At 60.6% G+C, this 14,908-nt stretch carries 13 protein-coding genes; 3 read left to right on the top strand and 10 right to left on the bottom strand.

Annotated features, from left to right (window positions below):
* Positions 1-12: 12 nt before the first annotated feature.
* The gene (locus FW796_RS07020) at positions 13-3,036 is read left to right on the top strand and encodes a multidrug efflux RND transporter permease subunit (protein WP_346632495.1); all 3,024 of its coding nucleotides are present in this window, start codon (positions 13-15) and stop codon (positions 3,034-3,036) included.
* 58 nt (positions 3,037-3,094) lie between these two features.
* Here the strand turns inward: FW796_RS07020 and FW796_RS07015 are convergent, their stop codons facing one another.
* The 5 genes from FW796_RS07015 to colR form a co-directional block, all read right to left on the bottom strand.
* Entirely contained in the window at positions 3,095-3,319 is a 225-nt protein-coding gene (locus FW796_RS07015) for a hypothetical protein (protein WP_102860499.1), read from the bottom strand.
* A 2-nt stretch (positions 3,320-3,321) separates the two neighbouring features.
* Positions 3,322-4,035, bottom strand: a complete 714-nt coding sequence (locus FW796_RS07010) for a lipopolysaccharide kinase InaA family protein (RefSeq protein WP_346632496.1) — start codon at positions 4,033-4,035, stop codon at positions 3,322-3,324.
* Positions 4,036-4,039: 4 nt separating this feature from the next.
* The gene (locus tag FW796_RS07005; protein ID WP_404940088.1) at positions 4,040-4,720 is read right to left on the bottom strand and encodes a class I SAM-dependent methyltransferase; all 681 of its coding nucleotides are present in this window, start codon (positions 4,718-4,720) and stop codon (positions 4,040-4,042) included.
* Between the two features lie 198 nt (positions 4,721-4,918).
* A complete protein-coding gene (locus FW796_RS07000; RefSeq protein WP_346632497.1) occupies positions 4,919-6,199 on the bottom strand; it encodes a sensor histidine kinase in 1,281 nt (426 codons plus the stop codon).
* Positions 6,189-6,872: a two-component system response regulator ColR gene (colR, locus tag FW796_RS06995; protein ID WP_047305857.1), complete on the bottom strand. Its 684-nt coding sequence runs from the start codon at positions 6,870-6,872 to the stop codon at positions 6,189-6,191. Before colR ends, FW796_RS07000 begins: the two co-directional genes overlap by 11 nt.
* Positions 6,873-7,077: 205 nt before the next feature.
* Between colR and FW796_RS06990 the strand changes: the two genes are divergently transcribed.
* The gene (locus tag FW796_RS06990; RefSeq protein ID WP_446439177.1) at positions 7,078-9,027 is read left to right on the top strand and encodes an LTA synthase family protein; all 1,950 of its coding nucleotides are present in this window, start codon (positions 7,078-7,080) and stop codon (positions 9,025-9,027) included.
* Positions 9,028-9,180: 153 nt separating this feature from the next.
* On the opposite strand, the gene groL is transcribed toward FW796_RS06990, so the two are convergent.
* From groL to FW796_RS06970, 4 genes are all read right to left on the bottom strand, one after another.
* Positions 9,181-10,824 carry a chaperonin GroEL gene (groL, locus tag FW796_RS06985; RefSeq protein ID WP_025129665.1) on the bottom strand — a complete coding sequence of 548 codons (1,644 nt, stop codon included), beginning with the start codon at positions 10,822-10,824 and terminating at the stop codon, positions 9,181-9,183.
* Between the two features lie 49 nt (positions 10,825-10,873).
* Positions 10,874-11,167 carry a co-chaperone GroES gene (locus FW796_RS06980; RefSeq protein WP_011063093.1) on the bottom strand — a complete coding sequence of 98 codons (294 nt, stop codon included), beginning with the start codon at positions 11,165-11,167 and terminating at the stop codon, positions 10,874-10,876.
* A gap of 251 nt (positions 11,168-11,418) precedes the next feature.
* Entirely contained in the window at positions 11,419-11,895 is a 477-nt protein-coding gene (locus FW796_RS06975) for an FxsA family protein (protein WP_011063094.1), read from the bottom strand.
* 66 nt (positions 11,896-11,961) lie between these two features.
* On the bottom strand, positions 11,962-12,693 hold the full coding sequence (locus FW796_RS06970) for a HugZ family pyridoxamine 5'-phosphate oxidase (protein ID WP_446439176.1): 732 nt from the start codon (positions 12,691-12,693) through the stop codon (positions 11,962-11,964).
* A gap of 165 nt (positions 12,694-12,858) precedes the next feature.
* On the opposite strand from FW796_RS06970, the gene FW796_RS06965 reads away from it, so the two are divergent.
* Positions 12,859-13,617 (top strand): SDR family oxidoreductase, encoded by a 759-nt coding sequence (locus FW796_RS06965; RefSeq protein WP_346632500.1) that lies wholly within the window; start codon positions 12,859-12,861, stop codon positions 13,615-13,617.
* Between the two features lie 83 nt (positions 13,618-13,700).
* Here FW796_RS06965 and apbC read toward each other — a convergent pair whose 3' ends face one another.
* Positions 13,701-14,795, bottom strand: coding sequence for an iron-sulfur cluster carrier protein ApbC (gene apbC, locus FW796_RS06960; RefSeq protein ID WP_346632501.1), 1,095 nt, complete (start codon positions 14,793-14,795; stop codon positions 13,701-13,703).
* Positions 14,796-14,908: the final 113 nt, after the last annotated feature.

The following is a 14,908-nucleotide window of genomic DNA, read 5'->3' as shown; positions in this document are numbered from 1 at the left end:
CAAGGAATCCCCATGGCCTTTACCGATCCGTTTATTCGCCGCCCGGTACTCGCTACCGTGGTCAGCCTGCTGATTGTGCTGCTGGGATTCCAGGCCTGGAGCAAGCTGCCCCTGCGCCAGTACCCACAGATGGAGAACGCCCTGATCACGGTGACCACCGCCTACCCCGGGGCCAATGCAGAAACCATCCAGGGCTATATCACCCAGCCCATGCAGCAAAGCCTGGCCAGCGCCGAAGGCATCGACTACATGACCTCGGTGAGCCGGCAGAACTTCTCGGTGATCTCGATCTATGCACGGATCGGTTCCAACAGCGACCGCCTGTTCACCGAACTGCTGGCCAAGGCCAACGAGGTCAAGAACAAGCTGCCCCAGCAAGCCGAAGACCCAGTGCTGAGCAAGGAGGCGGCCGACGCCTCGGCGCTGATGTACATCAGCTTCTCCAGCCCGCAACTGAACAACCCACAGATCACCGACTACCTCTCACGAGTGATCCAGCCCAAGCTGGCGACCCTGCCAGGCATGGCCGAGGCGGAGATCCTCGGCAATCAGGTGTTCGCCATGCGTCTGTGGCTGGACCCGGTGAAGTTGGCGGCCTATGGCCTGGCTGCCAGCGACGTGAGCAACGCCGTGCGCCAGTACAACTTTCTGTCCGCCGCAGGCGAGGTCAAGGGCGAGTACGTCGTCACCAGTATCAATGCCAACACCGAGCTGAAATCCGCCGAGGCGTTCGCGGCTATCCCGTTGAAAACCGATGGCGACAGCCGGGTCCTGCTCAAGGATGTGGCGCGGGTGGAAATGGGCGCGGAAAACTACAACGCCATCAGCTCCTTCGGCGGCGTGCCCTCGGTCTACATCGGCATCAAGGCCACCCCCGGAGCCAACCCGCTGGACGTGATCAAGGAGGTGCGCAAGCTGCTGCCGGAACTGGAAGCGCAACTGCCCCCGACCCTCAAGTCGGACATTGCCTACGACGCCACGCTGTTTATCCAGGCCTCCATCGACGAGGTAGTCAAAACCCTGTTCGAAGCGGTACTGATCGTGATTGTGGTGGTGTTCCTGTTCCTCGGCGCCTTGCGTTCGGTAGTGATCCCGGTAGTGACCATTCCGCTGTCGATGATCGGCGTGATGTTCTTCATGCAGTTGATGGGCTACTCGATCAATCTGCTGACCTTGCTGGCCATGGTCCTGGCCATCGGCTTGGTGGTGGACGATGCAATCGTGGTGGTGGAGAACATTCATCGGCACATCGAAGAAGGCAAGACACCCTTGGATGCGGCCATCGAAGGTGCCCGGGAAATCGCCATGCCGGTGGTATCGATGACCATCACCCTGGCGGCGGTTTACGCTCCCATAGGTTTTCTCCAGGGACTCACCGGCGCCCTGTTCAAGGAGTTCGCCCTGACGCTGGCCGGGGCCGTGGTGATTTCCGGGATCGTCGCCCTGACTCTGTCACCGATGATGTGTGCACTGTTGCTGCGCCGCGACGAAAACCCCAGCGGCCTGTCCCATCGCCTGGACCGGATTTTCGACAGCCTGAAGCAGCGCTACCAGCGCCTGCTCCACGGCACCCTTGAGACCCGTCCCGTTGTACTGGTCTTCGCGCTGATCGTGCTGTGCCTGATTCCCCTGCTGCTCAAGTTCACCAAGGCGGAGCTGGCACCGGACGAAGACCAGGGCATCATTTTCATGCTGGCCACGGCGCCGCAACCGGCCAACCTGGAGTATCTCAATGCCTACACCGATGAGTTCCTGGCGATCTTCAAGGAGTTCCCGGAGTACTACTCCTCATTCCAGATCAACGGTTTCAACGGGGTGCAATCGGGGATCGGCGGCTTCCTGCTCAAGCCCTGGAACCAGCGCCAGCGGACCCAGATGCAGATCCTGCCCCAGGTACAAGGCAAACTGGCAGGCATCGCCGGCCTGCAAGTCTTCGGTTTCAACCTGCCGGCCTTGCCCGGCACCGGCGAGGGCCTGCCCTTTGCCTTCGTGATCAACACCCCCAACGATTACGAGTCCCTGTTGGACGTGGCCAACCGGGTGAAGAAACGCGCCATGGAGTCGGGGAAATTCGCCTTTGTCGACATTGACCTGGCCTTCGACAAACCCGAAGTGGTGGTCGACATCGATCGGGCCAAGGCCGCGCAAATGGGCGTTACCATGCAGGACCTGGGGGGTACGCTGGCGACCTTGCTCGGCGAGGCGGAAATCAACCGTTTCACCATCGACGGACGCAGCTACAAGGTGATCGCCCAAGTGGAGCGCGCCTATCGGGACAACCCTGACTGGTTGAATAACTACTACGTGAAGAACAGCAAGGGTGAGGCCCTGCCGCTGTCGACCCTGATCAAAGTCAGCGACCGCGCCCGCCCTCGGCAGTTGAACCAGTTCCAGCAGCTCAACGCTGCGACCATTTCCGGTGTGCCCGTAGTCAGCATGGGCGAAGCCATCGACACCATGCGCCAGATCGCTACGCAGGAGGCCCCCGCCGGTTACGCCTTCGACTATGCCAGCGCCGCCCGCCAGTACGTCCAGGAAGGCAGTGCGCTCTGGGTCACCTTCGGCCTGGCCCTGGCGATCATTTTCCTGGTGCTGGCGGCGCAGTTCGAAAGCTTCCGCGACCCGGTGGTGATTCTGGTGACCGTGCCGCTGTCGATCTGCGGCGCACTGATCCCACTGTTTCTCGGCTGGTCGAGCATGAACATCTACACCCAGGTTGGCCTGGTGACGCTGATCGGCCTGATCAGCAAACATGGGATTCTGATCGTTGAATTCGCCAACCAACTGCGCCGGGACCAGGGACTTAGCGCCCGACAGGCGGTGGAGCAAGCCGCATCGATTCGCCTGCGCCCGGTGCTGATGACCACAGCAGCGATGGTGTTCGGCATGGTGCCACTGATCCTGGCCAGCGGCGCCGGTGCAGTCAGTCGCTTCGATATCGGCACAGTAATCGCCACGGGCATGTCCATCGGCACCCTGTTCACCCTCTTCGTCCTGCCCTGCATCTACACCCTGCTGGCCAAGGCGGACACCTGAATCCGGGACAAACAAAAGGCCTCGAAATGCGAGGCCTTCAGGTGGCAGTTTCAGGTCTTCAACTCTGGGGTTTCAACGCCTGGCTCATGCCGAACATGAACAACAGCAGTTCATGATCCGGCTTGACCGCCACCGAGCTCTTGGCCACCCGTGGCAACGGGCAATGTTCACCCTGAGCGGCACTGAGAACCTGCGTTCGCGGCTGCTCCCAGACAACCATGGCCAAGGAAGCAACTGCCAAGGCTCCTGCCAGGAACAAACCTCGTGCAATTTCTAGCTTCATAGCTATAAACCTTTGATGGGGCTGCCAAACACCGTTCTATAAAAGTAGTAGAGCTTTTGCCAGTCCGTGTCATTCCACGACGAATGGCGGCGCAGTTGCTTGAGGTCATGGGCCGCCGCCCGACGGCTGCTCAGGCGCTGGCGACACTTCTCGAAATCCAGCAATGCAATCCTCACCTGGGCCTGCTCGCCCTCGCCATCTATTCGTACAAAAACATGTTTGGAATACAGGCAGCCATGCTGCCAACGGCCCTTGTGCATACGCGCCAGGGTCTGCGCCAGTGCCTGCAACACTCGCTCGTGCAGCACTTCGCCGTGGCGTTCACGCTCACCTGCGGCATACCAGTTATCGATTTCCACAAAGCCGTCGAGCGCAGCGGTCACCAGCAGGGCCTGCCACTGATGCTCGGGGCCGCGCCGGGCGCCACAGAACACCAGCTCCGGAACCTCTATATCCAGCAAACGCAGGCCTTGCAGGGCATCACGCTCACGCAGGACGGTCGGACGACCAAAGGGGTGTAGAAAGCTGCGATGAATGTGCCCGATCTGCCGCTTGGCATAGAGCAGGCGACCGCTGCTGCTGATCAGGCGCTGCACGCCGCTCTCACCGCCTCGACGCTTATTGGGTTCCTCGACCCATTCACCTTGTTGGTTCCAGAAGTATTCGAAGCAATCTGTGGGCACGGCGTCCATTTCCGAAGCACATTCAACAGCCATCCTCTTACCTCTTGCGTAATACGTAGACCCGCCACATGGCGTAGAGCGGAAAGAAGTCCAGGTGCTCCTGGACACGAAAACCGGCTTGCCTGAATTCTTCTTCGACCGTAGCCGCCGGTAACACGAAACGATTCTGGTAACCCTCCTGCCCACCTTCGGACAGCCGCTTGCGCTCCATGCGCTTGCGCTTCCAGGCCTTGAAGTTGCCATCGACCCATAGCGAAACAATCACGCTGTCACGGGTGACCCGCTGAAACTCCCGTAGCAGCGCTATCCGATGCTCGGCCTCACCGATGTGGTGCAACAACCGCATGGAAAAAATGCAGTCCACAGCGTTGTCCGGCAAGTCGATGGCAAACGCAGACGTTTGCAAGGCTCGTACCCGTTTCACCACATCGGCCGGTTGCGCCACCGTGGCGGTGTTCAGCATAGCCGCTGAATTGTCGGCGCCAATAATGATTCGATTGGCCTTTTCGGTCAGCAGCGGCCAGAAACGACCCGCGCCGCACGGCAGGTCCAGCACCAGGCCCGGTTCTCCCGCCAGGGCCAGCGCAGCGCGAGCCAATTGTTCATCACGCTTGTGGGACAACTGTCGTGCCAGCCCCTCCTGGTGCTTGAGCAGGTATTGCTGCGCATGTTGGGCATCGTACTTGTCGGAAAATTCCAGCTTGATCGGTGTCGCCATCATCAAAGTCTCCTGCAACTGATGGCGCCACCTTAAGCAGCGGCGTGTCAGCGACAGGTCATCCCCTTGTGAAAACTTCGTACCGTCCAACGAGGAAATATTTCAGAGTTTTACAGGCAGCAGACAATGGCCTGGGGCCACCTAAGAAGAAAAATCGACAAGCGAGTGGCCCTGAAAAACAGGGCCCAGCAAGAATATTCAAGCCTTGGAAGGGGGCAGTTGAACGTGAAAACGACAGCCATTGGGGGTCATGGTACTGAGAGTGACGCTCCAGCCCTGGTTCTCGCAGATGCGCTGGACCAGGGACAAGCCCAGCCCCAAGCCTTCACCGCGCTTTTCATCACCGCGGACAAAGGGCTGGAACATCGCCTCGCGTTTTTCCTCGGGAATGCCCACGCCGCTGTCCTCCACGACGAATCCATCCGGCACCAGGCTCAGGCGGATAAATCCCTGTTCGGTGTAGTGCAAGGCATTGCGCAACAGATTGCCCATCACCGCATGCAGGAAAGTGGCGTTGTAGCGGGTCTCACCCGGTTGTCCCGGCTCGAAGATCAACTCGATACCCTTGGCCTCGACGGATTCGCGCCACACTCCGATCAAGTCCTTGGCAGCCTGGGTCAGCGTCAGTTGCGGCGACATGCTAGCATCTTCCCGCTGGGCTCGGGCCAGCATCAGGAACGTCTGCACCAGCTCACGCATTTCCTCGCAAGCTCGGGCAATACGTTCGACCTGGGCTCGTCCACGGGGATCGAGCCCGGGGTTTTCCAGGAGCAGCTCGCAGGACGTGGCCAGGACCATCAGCGGCGTCCGCAGTTCATGGCTGACGTCACTGGTGAACAGACGCTCACGGCTCAAGGCCTGGCGCAGGCGTCCGAGAGTCGCATCGAAGGCAATCGCCAACTCGCCCACCTCATCCGCCGCATAATCCGGTGCCAGGGGCGGTGCCAAGCCCAGCAGTTGATCCCGGTGACGGACCTGGCGAGCCAGACGAACCACCGGCGCCATCACCCGACGTGCCAGGACCCACCCCAGGAACACCGCCAGCGCCAGACTTAGGATGAAACCCACCAGCACCACCGCGAACAGCACCCGCTCGCGCTCTTCGAAATCGCTCTGATCCTGCAGCAGCACATAACGCCGGCCATCCACCACTTCGACCATAGCGTGATAGGACAGCTGCTCGCGAAACACTTCATGGAAGCCCGGGTCCAGGTGCCTCAGATCCTTGGGCAACTCGAAATCGCCGCGCCCGCCACTGTAGTAGAACAGTTGGTCGGGCTCGGGGCGGTGATTCCAGTCGGCAACGTTGTCCATTAGCAACAGGCGTTGCAGATCGCCGCCAAGGCCGGCGGAGATGAGTTTCTCCTCCACCAGATGCACGGTCGCCACGATGCCCATGGCGAAAGCCCCCGCCACCAGTGCGCTCATCAAGGCAAAGGCGATGATGATGCGCTGGGCAAGGCTCTGCTTAAACTCCATCACGGCCCTCGGCCAACCGGTAGCCGACACCGTGCACGGTGTGCAGCAACGGTTTGGCGAACGGCTTGTCGATCACCTGGCGCAGTTGGTGGACATGGCTGCGCAGGCTGTCACTATCCGGACAGTCATCGCCCCACAGGGCCTCTTCGAGGATTTCCCGGCGCAACACATGGGGGCTCTTCTGCATCAACACCGCCAGCAGCTTGAGGCCCACCGGGTTGAGCTTGAGCAGGCGCCCTTCACGGGTGACTTCCAGGGTATCGAGGTCATAGCTGAGGTCACCGACCTGCAACGCTCTGCGACCACCGCCCTGGGTACGGCGCATCACCGCCTCAATCCGCGCGGCCAGTTCCGAAAGGGCAAATGGCTTGAGCAGGTAGTCGTCGGCACCGGACTTGAAGCCCTGAAGCCGGTCATCCAACTGGTCACGGGCCGTGAGCATGATCACTGGGGTATCGCGCCGGGCATCTTCGCGCAGGCGCTTGCACAGGGTGTAGCCGTCGATCCCTGGCAGCATGATGTCGAGCACGATCAGGTCGTAATGCTCAGTGGCAGCCAGGTGCAATCCCGACAGACCATCCTGGGCGCAGTCCACGGTGTAGCCCTTGAGTCCCAGGTAATCCGCCAGGTTGGCGAGAATATCGCGGTTGTCTTCAACCAGTAGAATTCGCATCGGCACTCTCTCCGTACACAGTTACGGCCGTCTTGGCTCGCGCAGCTTAAGGCCAAGTCCGACTCGCCGCCAGCCTTGTCTGACCGCTCCCCGGGCACTTTTCACCCCTTCAATGGCTTAACGAGTTTTTCACCACAGGTTCACAACCTGCCTACAGGGGCAAGCTCAGACTGCCGGCCGTTTGCCCACAAGGAACACCCCTCTGATGGATCTTCTCAAGACCGCCCCAGCGCGCTTAGTGCTGTTATTGACCAGCACCTGGCTGGCGATTTTCCTGCTGACCCGCAGCGCTCTCCTGCTGACTCACCTCAACGAAGCCGGTAGCGGCTGGCTGCCAGTGTTCGGCGTCGGCCTGCTTTACGACCTGGGCTTCCTGGCCTACGCCGCCCTGCCCCTGGGCCTGTGCCTGTTGCTCTGCCCGCCCAGCCTGTGGCAGCGGCGTGGAACGCGCTGGCTGTTACAGGGCCTGTTCAGCCTGAGCCTCTTCGCCATGCTTTTCACCGCTGTTGCGGAATGGCTGTTCTGGGACGAGTTCGGCGTGCGTTTCAACTTCATCGCCGTCGACTACCTGGTGTATTCCGACGAAGTCCTCAACAACATTCTCGAGTCCTACCCGATCGGCCTGTACATGGCGCTGCTGGCCCTGGCGGCAATCGCCCTGAGCCTGGCGCTGCGCAAGCCGCTGAAGGCGGCTCTGGATGCGCCCTTGCCGTCTCTGCGTGATCGCCTGCTCAGCACCCTGGGACTGCTGCTGGTGGCCAGCGCCAGCCTGCAACTGCTCAGCCAGGACAGTCCGCGGGCCCAGGGCGGCAATGCCTACCAGAATGAGCTGGCGAGCAACGGTCCGTATCAGTTCTTTGCTGCCTTTCGAAACAATGAGCTGGATTACCCACAGTTCTATCGCAGCCTGCCTGCCGATGTGGTGGCCCGCCAGATGCGCGCCGAACTCAACGAGCCCAATGCCCGCTTCATCGGCAAGGACCCCCTGGACATCCGTCGCGCCATTGACAACCCGGGCACCCCGCGCACACCGAATATCGTCCTGGTCACCCTGGAAAGCTTCAGCGCCAAGTACATGGGCAGCAATGGCGACGAACGCAATCTGACCCCCAACCTCGACGCCTTGCGCCAACAGAGCCTGTACTTCAACAATTTCTATGCCACCGGCACCCGCACCGACCGCGGCCTGGAAGCCATCACCCTGGCGATCCCACCGACGCCCGGACGCTCCATCGTCAAGCGCATCGGTCGTGAAAGCGGCTTTGCCAGCCTGGGCCAGCAACTTCGCGCCGTGGGTTACGACAGTGTGTTCGTCTATGGCGGACGCGGTTACTTCGACAACATGAACGCCTTTTTCAGCGGCAACGGCTACCGAGTGGTGGACCAGAGCAGCGTCGAAGAGTCCGAGATCCATTTCAAGAACGCCTGGGGCATGGCCGACGAAGACTTGTATAACCAGACCCTGAAGCTGGCGGACGCCGACTACGCGCAACAACGCCCCTTCCTGCTGCAACTGATGACCACCTCCAACCATCGTCCGTACACCTACCCCGACGGCCGCATCGACATCAAGTCCGGCAATGGCCGTGACGGCGCGGTCAAATACACCGACTACGCCATTGGCGAGTTCCTCAAGGCGGCGCGGCAAAAACCCTGGTTCGACAACACGATCTTCGTGTTCGTCGCCGACCACACCGCAGGCAGCGCGGGCAAGGAGGACCTGCCCATCAGCAACTATCAGATCCCGCTGTTCGTCTACGCCCCCAAGCTGGTCCCAACGCGGGAAAGTGCCCAGCTGGCCAGTCAGATCGACCTGGCGCCAACGCTGCTGGGGTTGTTGAACCTGGACTACGAATCGACCTTCTTCGGTCGCAACCTGTTGCAGGACAACCCACTGCCCCCGCGTGTCCTGGTGGGCAATTACCAACACCTGGGGCTGTTCGACGGCAAGGACCTGGCGATTCTCAGCCCGCGCCAAGGGCTGCGCCGCCATGACCAGGCCCTGGGTGCCAGCCAGGAATCCCGGGTGCAGGACAGCGACCCGCTGATCCAGCGCGGTATCAGTTACTACCAGAGCGCCAGTTATGGCTTCAAGCAGCAACTGTTGAGCTGGAAGGCGCCCAAAACCTCGGCGGCCGAGTTGAGTCAGCGCTGAAGTCATTCGCGGGCAAGCCCGCTCCTACAGAGGTGCATCGTTGTAGGAGCGGGCTTGCCCGCGAAGATCCAGGCGACCCCTCCTATCCCAGGCATAAAAAAGCCCCGCCGGTGTTCACCGGCGGGGCTTTTTCAGTACAGGGGTAAGGCTGGCTTACATCATGCCGCCCATGCCACCCATGCCGCCCATGTCTGGCATGCCGCCAGCTGCAGGCTTGTCTTCCACGATTTCAGCAACAGCGGCTTCGGTGGTCAGGATCAGACCGCCGATGGACGAAGCTGCTTGCAGCGCGGAACGGGTTACCTTGGTTGGGTCCAGGATGCCCATTTCGATCATGTCGCCGTATTCGCTGGTGGCAGCGTTGTAACCGAAGTTACCGGAACCCTGCTTGACCTTGTCCACAACCACGCTTGGCTCGTCACCGGAGTTGGCAACGATCTGACGCAGTGGAGCTTCGATAGCGCGACGCAGAACAGCGATACCCACGTCCTGGTCGGCGTTGTCGCCCTTCAGGTCGTTGATGCCTTGCAGAGCACGGATCAGGGCTACGCCACCGCCAGGTACCACGCCTTCTTCAACGGCTGCACGGGTAGCGTGCAGGGCGTCTTCAACGCGGGCTTTCTTCTCTTTCATTTCAACTTCGGAACCAGCGCCAACCTTGATCACTGCAACGCCGCCGGACAGCTTGGCCAGACGCTCTTGCAGTTTTTCACGGTCGTAGTCGGACGAAGTGTCGGCGACTTGTTGACGGATCTGAGTCACACGAGCCTGGATGTCCGCTTCAACGCCAGCACCGTCGATGATGGTGGTGTTTTCTTTGGACAGGATCACGCGCTTGGCGTTACCCAGGTGCTCCAGGGTGGTGCTTTCCAGGCTCAGGCCGATCTCTTCGGAGATAACGGTACCGCCGGTCAGGACGGCGATGTCCTGCAGCATGGCCTTGCGACGGTCGCCGAAGCCTGGTGCCTTGACGGCAGCGACTTTGACGATACCGCGCATGTTGTTCACAACCAGAGTCGCCAGGGCTTCGCCTTCAACGTCTTCAGCCACGATCAGCAGTGGGCGGCCGGCTTTGGCAACGGCTTCCAGCACTGGCAGCATTTCGCGGATGTTGGAGATCTTCTTGTCCACCAGCAGGATCAGCGGGCCGTCGAGTTCGGCGACCATGGTGTCCGGCTTGTTGATGAAGTAAGGGGACAGGTAGCCACGGTCGAACTGCATGCCTTCTACAACCGACAGTTCGTTTTCCAGGCCCGAGCCTTCTTCAACGGTGATCACGCCTTCTTTACCGACTTTTTCCATGGCCTCGGCAATGATGTCGCCGATGGAGTTGTCGGAGTTGGCGGAGATGGTGCCGACCTGAGCGATGGCTTTGGAGTCAGCGCATGGCTTGGACAGACCTTTCAGCTCTTTGACGATGGCGATGGTCGCCTTGTCGATGCCGCGTTTCAGGTCCATCGGGTTCATGCCGGCAGCGACGGCTTTCAGGCCTTCGTTGACGATCGACTGGGCCAGAACGGTAGCGGTGGTGGTGCCGTCGCCAGCGTCATCGTTGGCACGGGAGGCAACGTCTTTGACCAGCTGCGCGCCCATGTTTTCGAAGCGATCTTTCAGCTCGATTTCTTTGGCTACGGAAACGCCGTCCTTGGTGATGGTCGGAGCGCCGAAGCTCTTCTCGATGATCACGTTACGGCCTTTCGGGCCCAGGGTCGCTTTTACTGCGTCAGCCAGGACGTTGACACCGGTGAGCATTTTCTTGCGGGCGGAATCGCCGAATTTAACTTCTTTAGCAGCCATGATCGATATTCCTTAAATACTGTGTAGTAGCGGGAAAATACGTGGGAAATCAGCCTTCGATAACGGCGAGAATTTCGTTCTCAGCCATTACCAGCAGATCTTCGCCATCGACTTTCACGGTGTTGCTGCCGGAGTACGGGCCAAACACCACTTTGTCACCCACTTTCACGGCCAGCGCACGTACTTCACCGTTGTCCAGCACGCGGCCGGTACCTACAGCGACGATTTCGCCACGGTTAGGTTTTTCAGCAGCCGAACCAGGCAGAACGATACCGCCGGCAGTTTTCGATTCTTCTTCGCTGCGACGGATGACGACGCGGTCATGCAGAGGACGAAGCTTCATTGTCGATCTCTCCTAATTGTGGTTTTCAACGGCCGGTGTCGATACCGGCGGGTTAACAAATCCGGCGTGGCCGGTTGCGGCTCGACAAGCGAGACGCGGAAGTCTGTCTGGTGTCAGCACCAGAAACCTTGCGGTGACCGTTACATAAGGGCGCATAAGGTTATTACAAGGGCAGGCTGATGAAATTTTTTACATCACCCGGGTTAAAACGAACACGGCACCCGAAGGTGCCGTGTGTTTGAGGCCAGTTATCAAGAATCTCGGTGCTCGAACTCACCTTCAATGACATTGGGCTCACGGCCCAACGGCTGTTGCGGCGCAGGGCCGCCACGGGCCGCACGCATGTCATCGGCAAAGGCGCGTTGGCGCAAGGCCTGCTCCTCGGCACGCTGGCGCATTTTATTGGCCAGCAGGCGACGGCTGATGGGCAGCAGCATCAGCAAGCCGAATACATCGCTGATGAAACCCGGCAGGATCAGCAGGCCGCCACCCAGGGCCAGCATCAGCCCCTCGAGCATCTGCTGGGCCGGCAACTCACCGCGATTGAGGCTTTCACGGGCACGCAGTGCCGTGGCCAATCCGGCCACGCGCAACACCAGCACACCGAGCATCGAACCGAGAATGATCAGCAGCAGTGCCGGGAAAAACCCGATGGCCGCGCTGACCTTGACGAAGACGAACAGCTCCAGCACCGGGAACAGTAAAAAGAGCAACAGAAAAGGGCGCATCAAATGGTTTCCTCTGCGGAAGAATGCCTTCCAGTAGACCGTAAATGACGTCGCCAATTCGTGAATTCAAGCACCCGGTGCCGGATTTTTCGGCCATCGATCGGCGTGGGCCAGAAAAACCAGGGCTTCGCGCACTTGTGTCGGCGTGTTGCAAAGGCTTGGAAATGGCAGCCAGTAAAGGGCCTGGCCAATGCGCAGGTGCATGCCTTCGCTGTCGATCCCGGCCAGTTGCGCCGGCACGCTGTGCGGCAGTCCCGTCAGTTCCACGTAGTGAGCAATGGCTTTGGCGTGGTCGCTGTTCATATGTTCCACCATGCTCAACTCGGCCTTGCCGGCGAACGGGTTGGCCAGGGCCACTTGATCAACCCAGTGAATAGCGCCGAAACCGCCGATGTAGCGATGACGCACCGGCTTGAGTACCCAGAAATCGAAGTCATGGGCCTTGTGGTAGTTCTGGGATTCCGGGAAGTAGCGGTAGTAGCGCTCGGCGGCGGCCTCGATAGCGTCCTGGTCCTCAAGCTTCTCGGCTTCGGCCAGGTAGGTCAGGCGCCCCACCGCTTGCACGTCATCGGCATCGCGCTCGCCTACCAGCAGCGAGCACTTGGAATCCTTCTGCAGATTGTGGGTGTGCTGGGCGATGCGGCTGATGAGAATCAGGGGGCGCCCCTCGGCATCCAGGCAATAAGGCACCACGGAACCAAAGGGAAAACCCGGCATGGCCTTGGAGTGCGTCGACAACACGCCGCGGTATTCCTTGAGCAGCAATTCTCGTGCATTCTTGGCAGCTTCAACGCTCACTTTATGACTCCTTCTATAGAATCCGTCGAAAACGGACGGGCGCCTGGAGCATTGTTCCAGCTACGCCAACGGGGCAATTCTCATCTGCAGCCAGGCCAGGTCCGGCAGCCGGCCGAGGTTCCCCGAAAAGGACCACCCCTCAAGACCTGCTAGCGGGACATGCGAATGCAACTCACTGACAAAGTAATCATTATCACTGGCGGTTGCCAAGGTCTGGGCCGCTCCATGGCCGAGTATTTCGCCGCCAAGGGCGCACGACTGGCCCTGGTGGACCTGAACCAGGAAAAACTCGACCAGGCCGTGGCGGCCTGCAAGGCCCTTGGCGTCGAGGCCCGTGCCTATCTGTGCAATGTGGCCAATGAAGAACAAGTGAGCCATATGGTGGCCCAGGTCGCCGAAGACTTCGGCGCCATCAACGGTCTGATCAACAACGCCGGAATCCTGCGCGACGGCCTGCTGCTCAAGGTCAAGGACGGCGAGATGACCAAGATGAGCCTGGCCCAATGGCAGGCGGTGATCGACGTCAACCTGACCGGAGTGTTCCTCTGCACTCGGGAAGTGGCGGCGAAAATGGTGGAATTGAACAACAGCGGCGCGATCATCAACATTTCCTCGATCTCGCGCGCCGGCAATGTCGGCCAGACCAACTACTCGGCGGCCAAGGCCGGCGTGGCGGCAGCCACCGTGACCTGGGCCAAGGAACTGGCGCGCTACGGAATTCGCGTGGCCGGGATTGCCCCCGGCTTTATCGAGACAGAAATGACCCTGAGCATGAAACCCGAAGCCCTGGAGAAGATGACCTCAGGCATTCCGCTCAAGCGCATGGGCAAGCCGGAAGAGATCGCCCACTCGGCAGCCTATATCTTCGAGAACGACTATTACACCGGACGCATCCTGGAGATGGACGGCGGCCTGCGCATCTGAGCCTGTAATCGCAACTGTAGAAGCCGGCTTGCCGGCGAAGGCGTCCATAAGATCGCGTTCGCCGGCTGGGCCTGTTTCGGACTTCAGTCGTCGCTGATGGTGATGTTGGGCATCGCCGGAGCGGCGGCTTCCTGCAATACGATGCGTGCTCCGACATGTCGGGCCAGTTCCTGATAGACCATGGCGATCTGGCTTTCAGGCTCGGCGATCACCGTCGGCTTGCCGCCGTCGGCCTGCTCGCGGATCAGCATCGACAGCGGCAGCGAAGCCAGCAACTCGACGTCGTATTGGCTGGCCAGCTTCTCGCCGCCGCCTTCGCCGAACAAATGCTCGGCATGGCCGCAGTTGGAGCAGATGTGCACCGCCATGTTTTCCACCACGCCCAGCACCGGGATGTTGACCTTGCGGAACATCTCCACGCCCTTGCGCGCATCCAGCAGCGCCAGGTCTTGCGGTGTGGTCACGATCACTGCGCCGGCCACCGGGACTTTCTGCGCCAGGGTCAGTTGGATATCGCCAGTGCCCGGCGGCATGTCGATCACCAGATAGTCGAGGTTGCCCCAGTCGGTCTGGGTCACCAGTTGCAGCAAGGCGCCGGAGACCATCGGGCCACGCCAGACCATCGGCGTGTTGTCGTCGGTGAGGAAGGCCATGGACATGACCTCGACCCCGTGGGACTCGATGGGCACGAACCACTTCTGGTCCTTGATCTTCGGCCGGGTGCCTTCGGCAATGCCGAACATGATGCCCTGGCTCGGACCATAGATATCGGCGTCGAGAATCCCCACCTTGGCGCCTTCACGAGCCAGGGCCAGGGCCAGGTTGGCCGCGGTGGTGGACTTGCCCACGCCGCCCTTGCCGGACGCCACCGCCACCACGTTCTTGACGTTGGCCAGGCCCGGGATCTGCGCCTGGGCCTTGTGCGCGGCGATCACGCTGGTGATCTCGACCTTGGCCGAAGCGACACCGTCCAGGCCTTCGATGGCCAGTTGCAGCATCTGCGCCCAGCCACTCTTGAACAGACCGGCGGCATAACCCAGTTCCATCTGGACCAGGACCTTATCGCCCTGGACATCAATGGCCCGCACGCAGCCGGCGCTGACCGGGTCCTGGTTCAGGTAAGGGTCGGTGTATTGGCGAAGAACGGCTTCCACCGCTGCGCGATTGACGGCGCTCATGGGCAACTCCGATAACAAGACAGGAAAATCAGCCGGCTATCCTACGCCGCCGACTCCTTCGTGGCGAGAAAGCTTGCTGTGCACAATGTGCCCGGAAGGGTGAAAAATCCGCG

Source organism: Pseudomonas sp. 910_21, assembly GCF_052850735.1.
The sequence above is the reverse complement of the archived record's forward strand: the minus strand, read 5'-3'. Positions and strand labels throughout refer to the sequence as shown.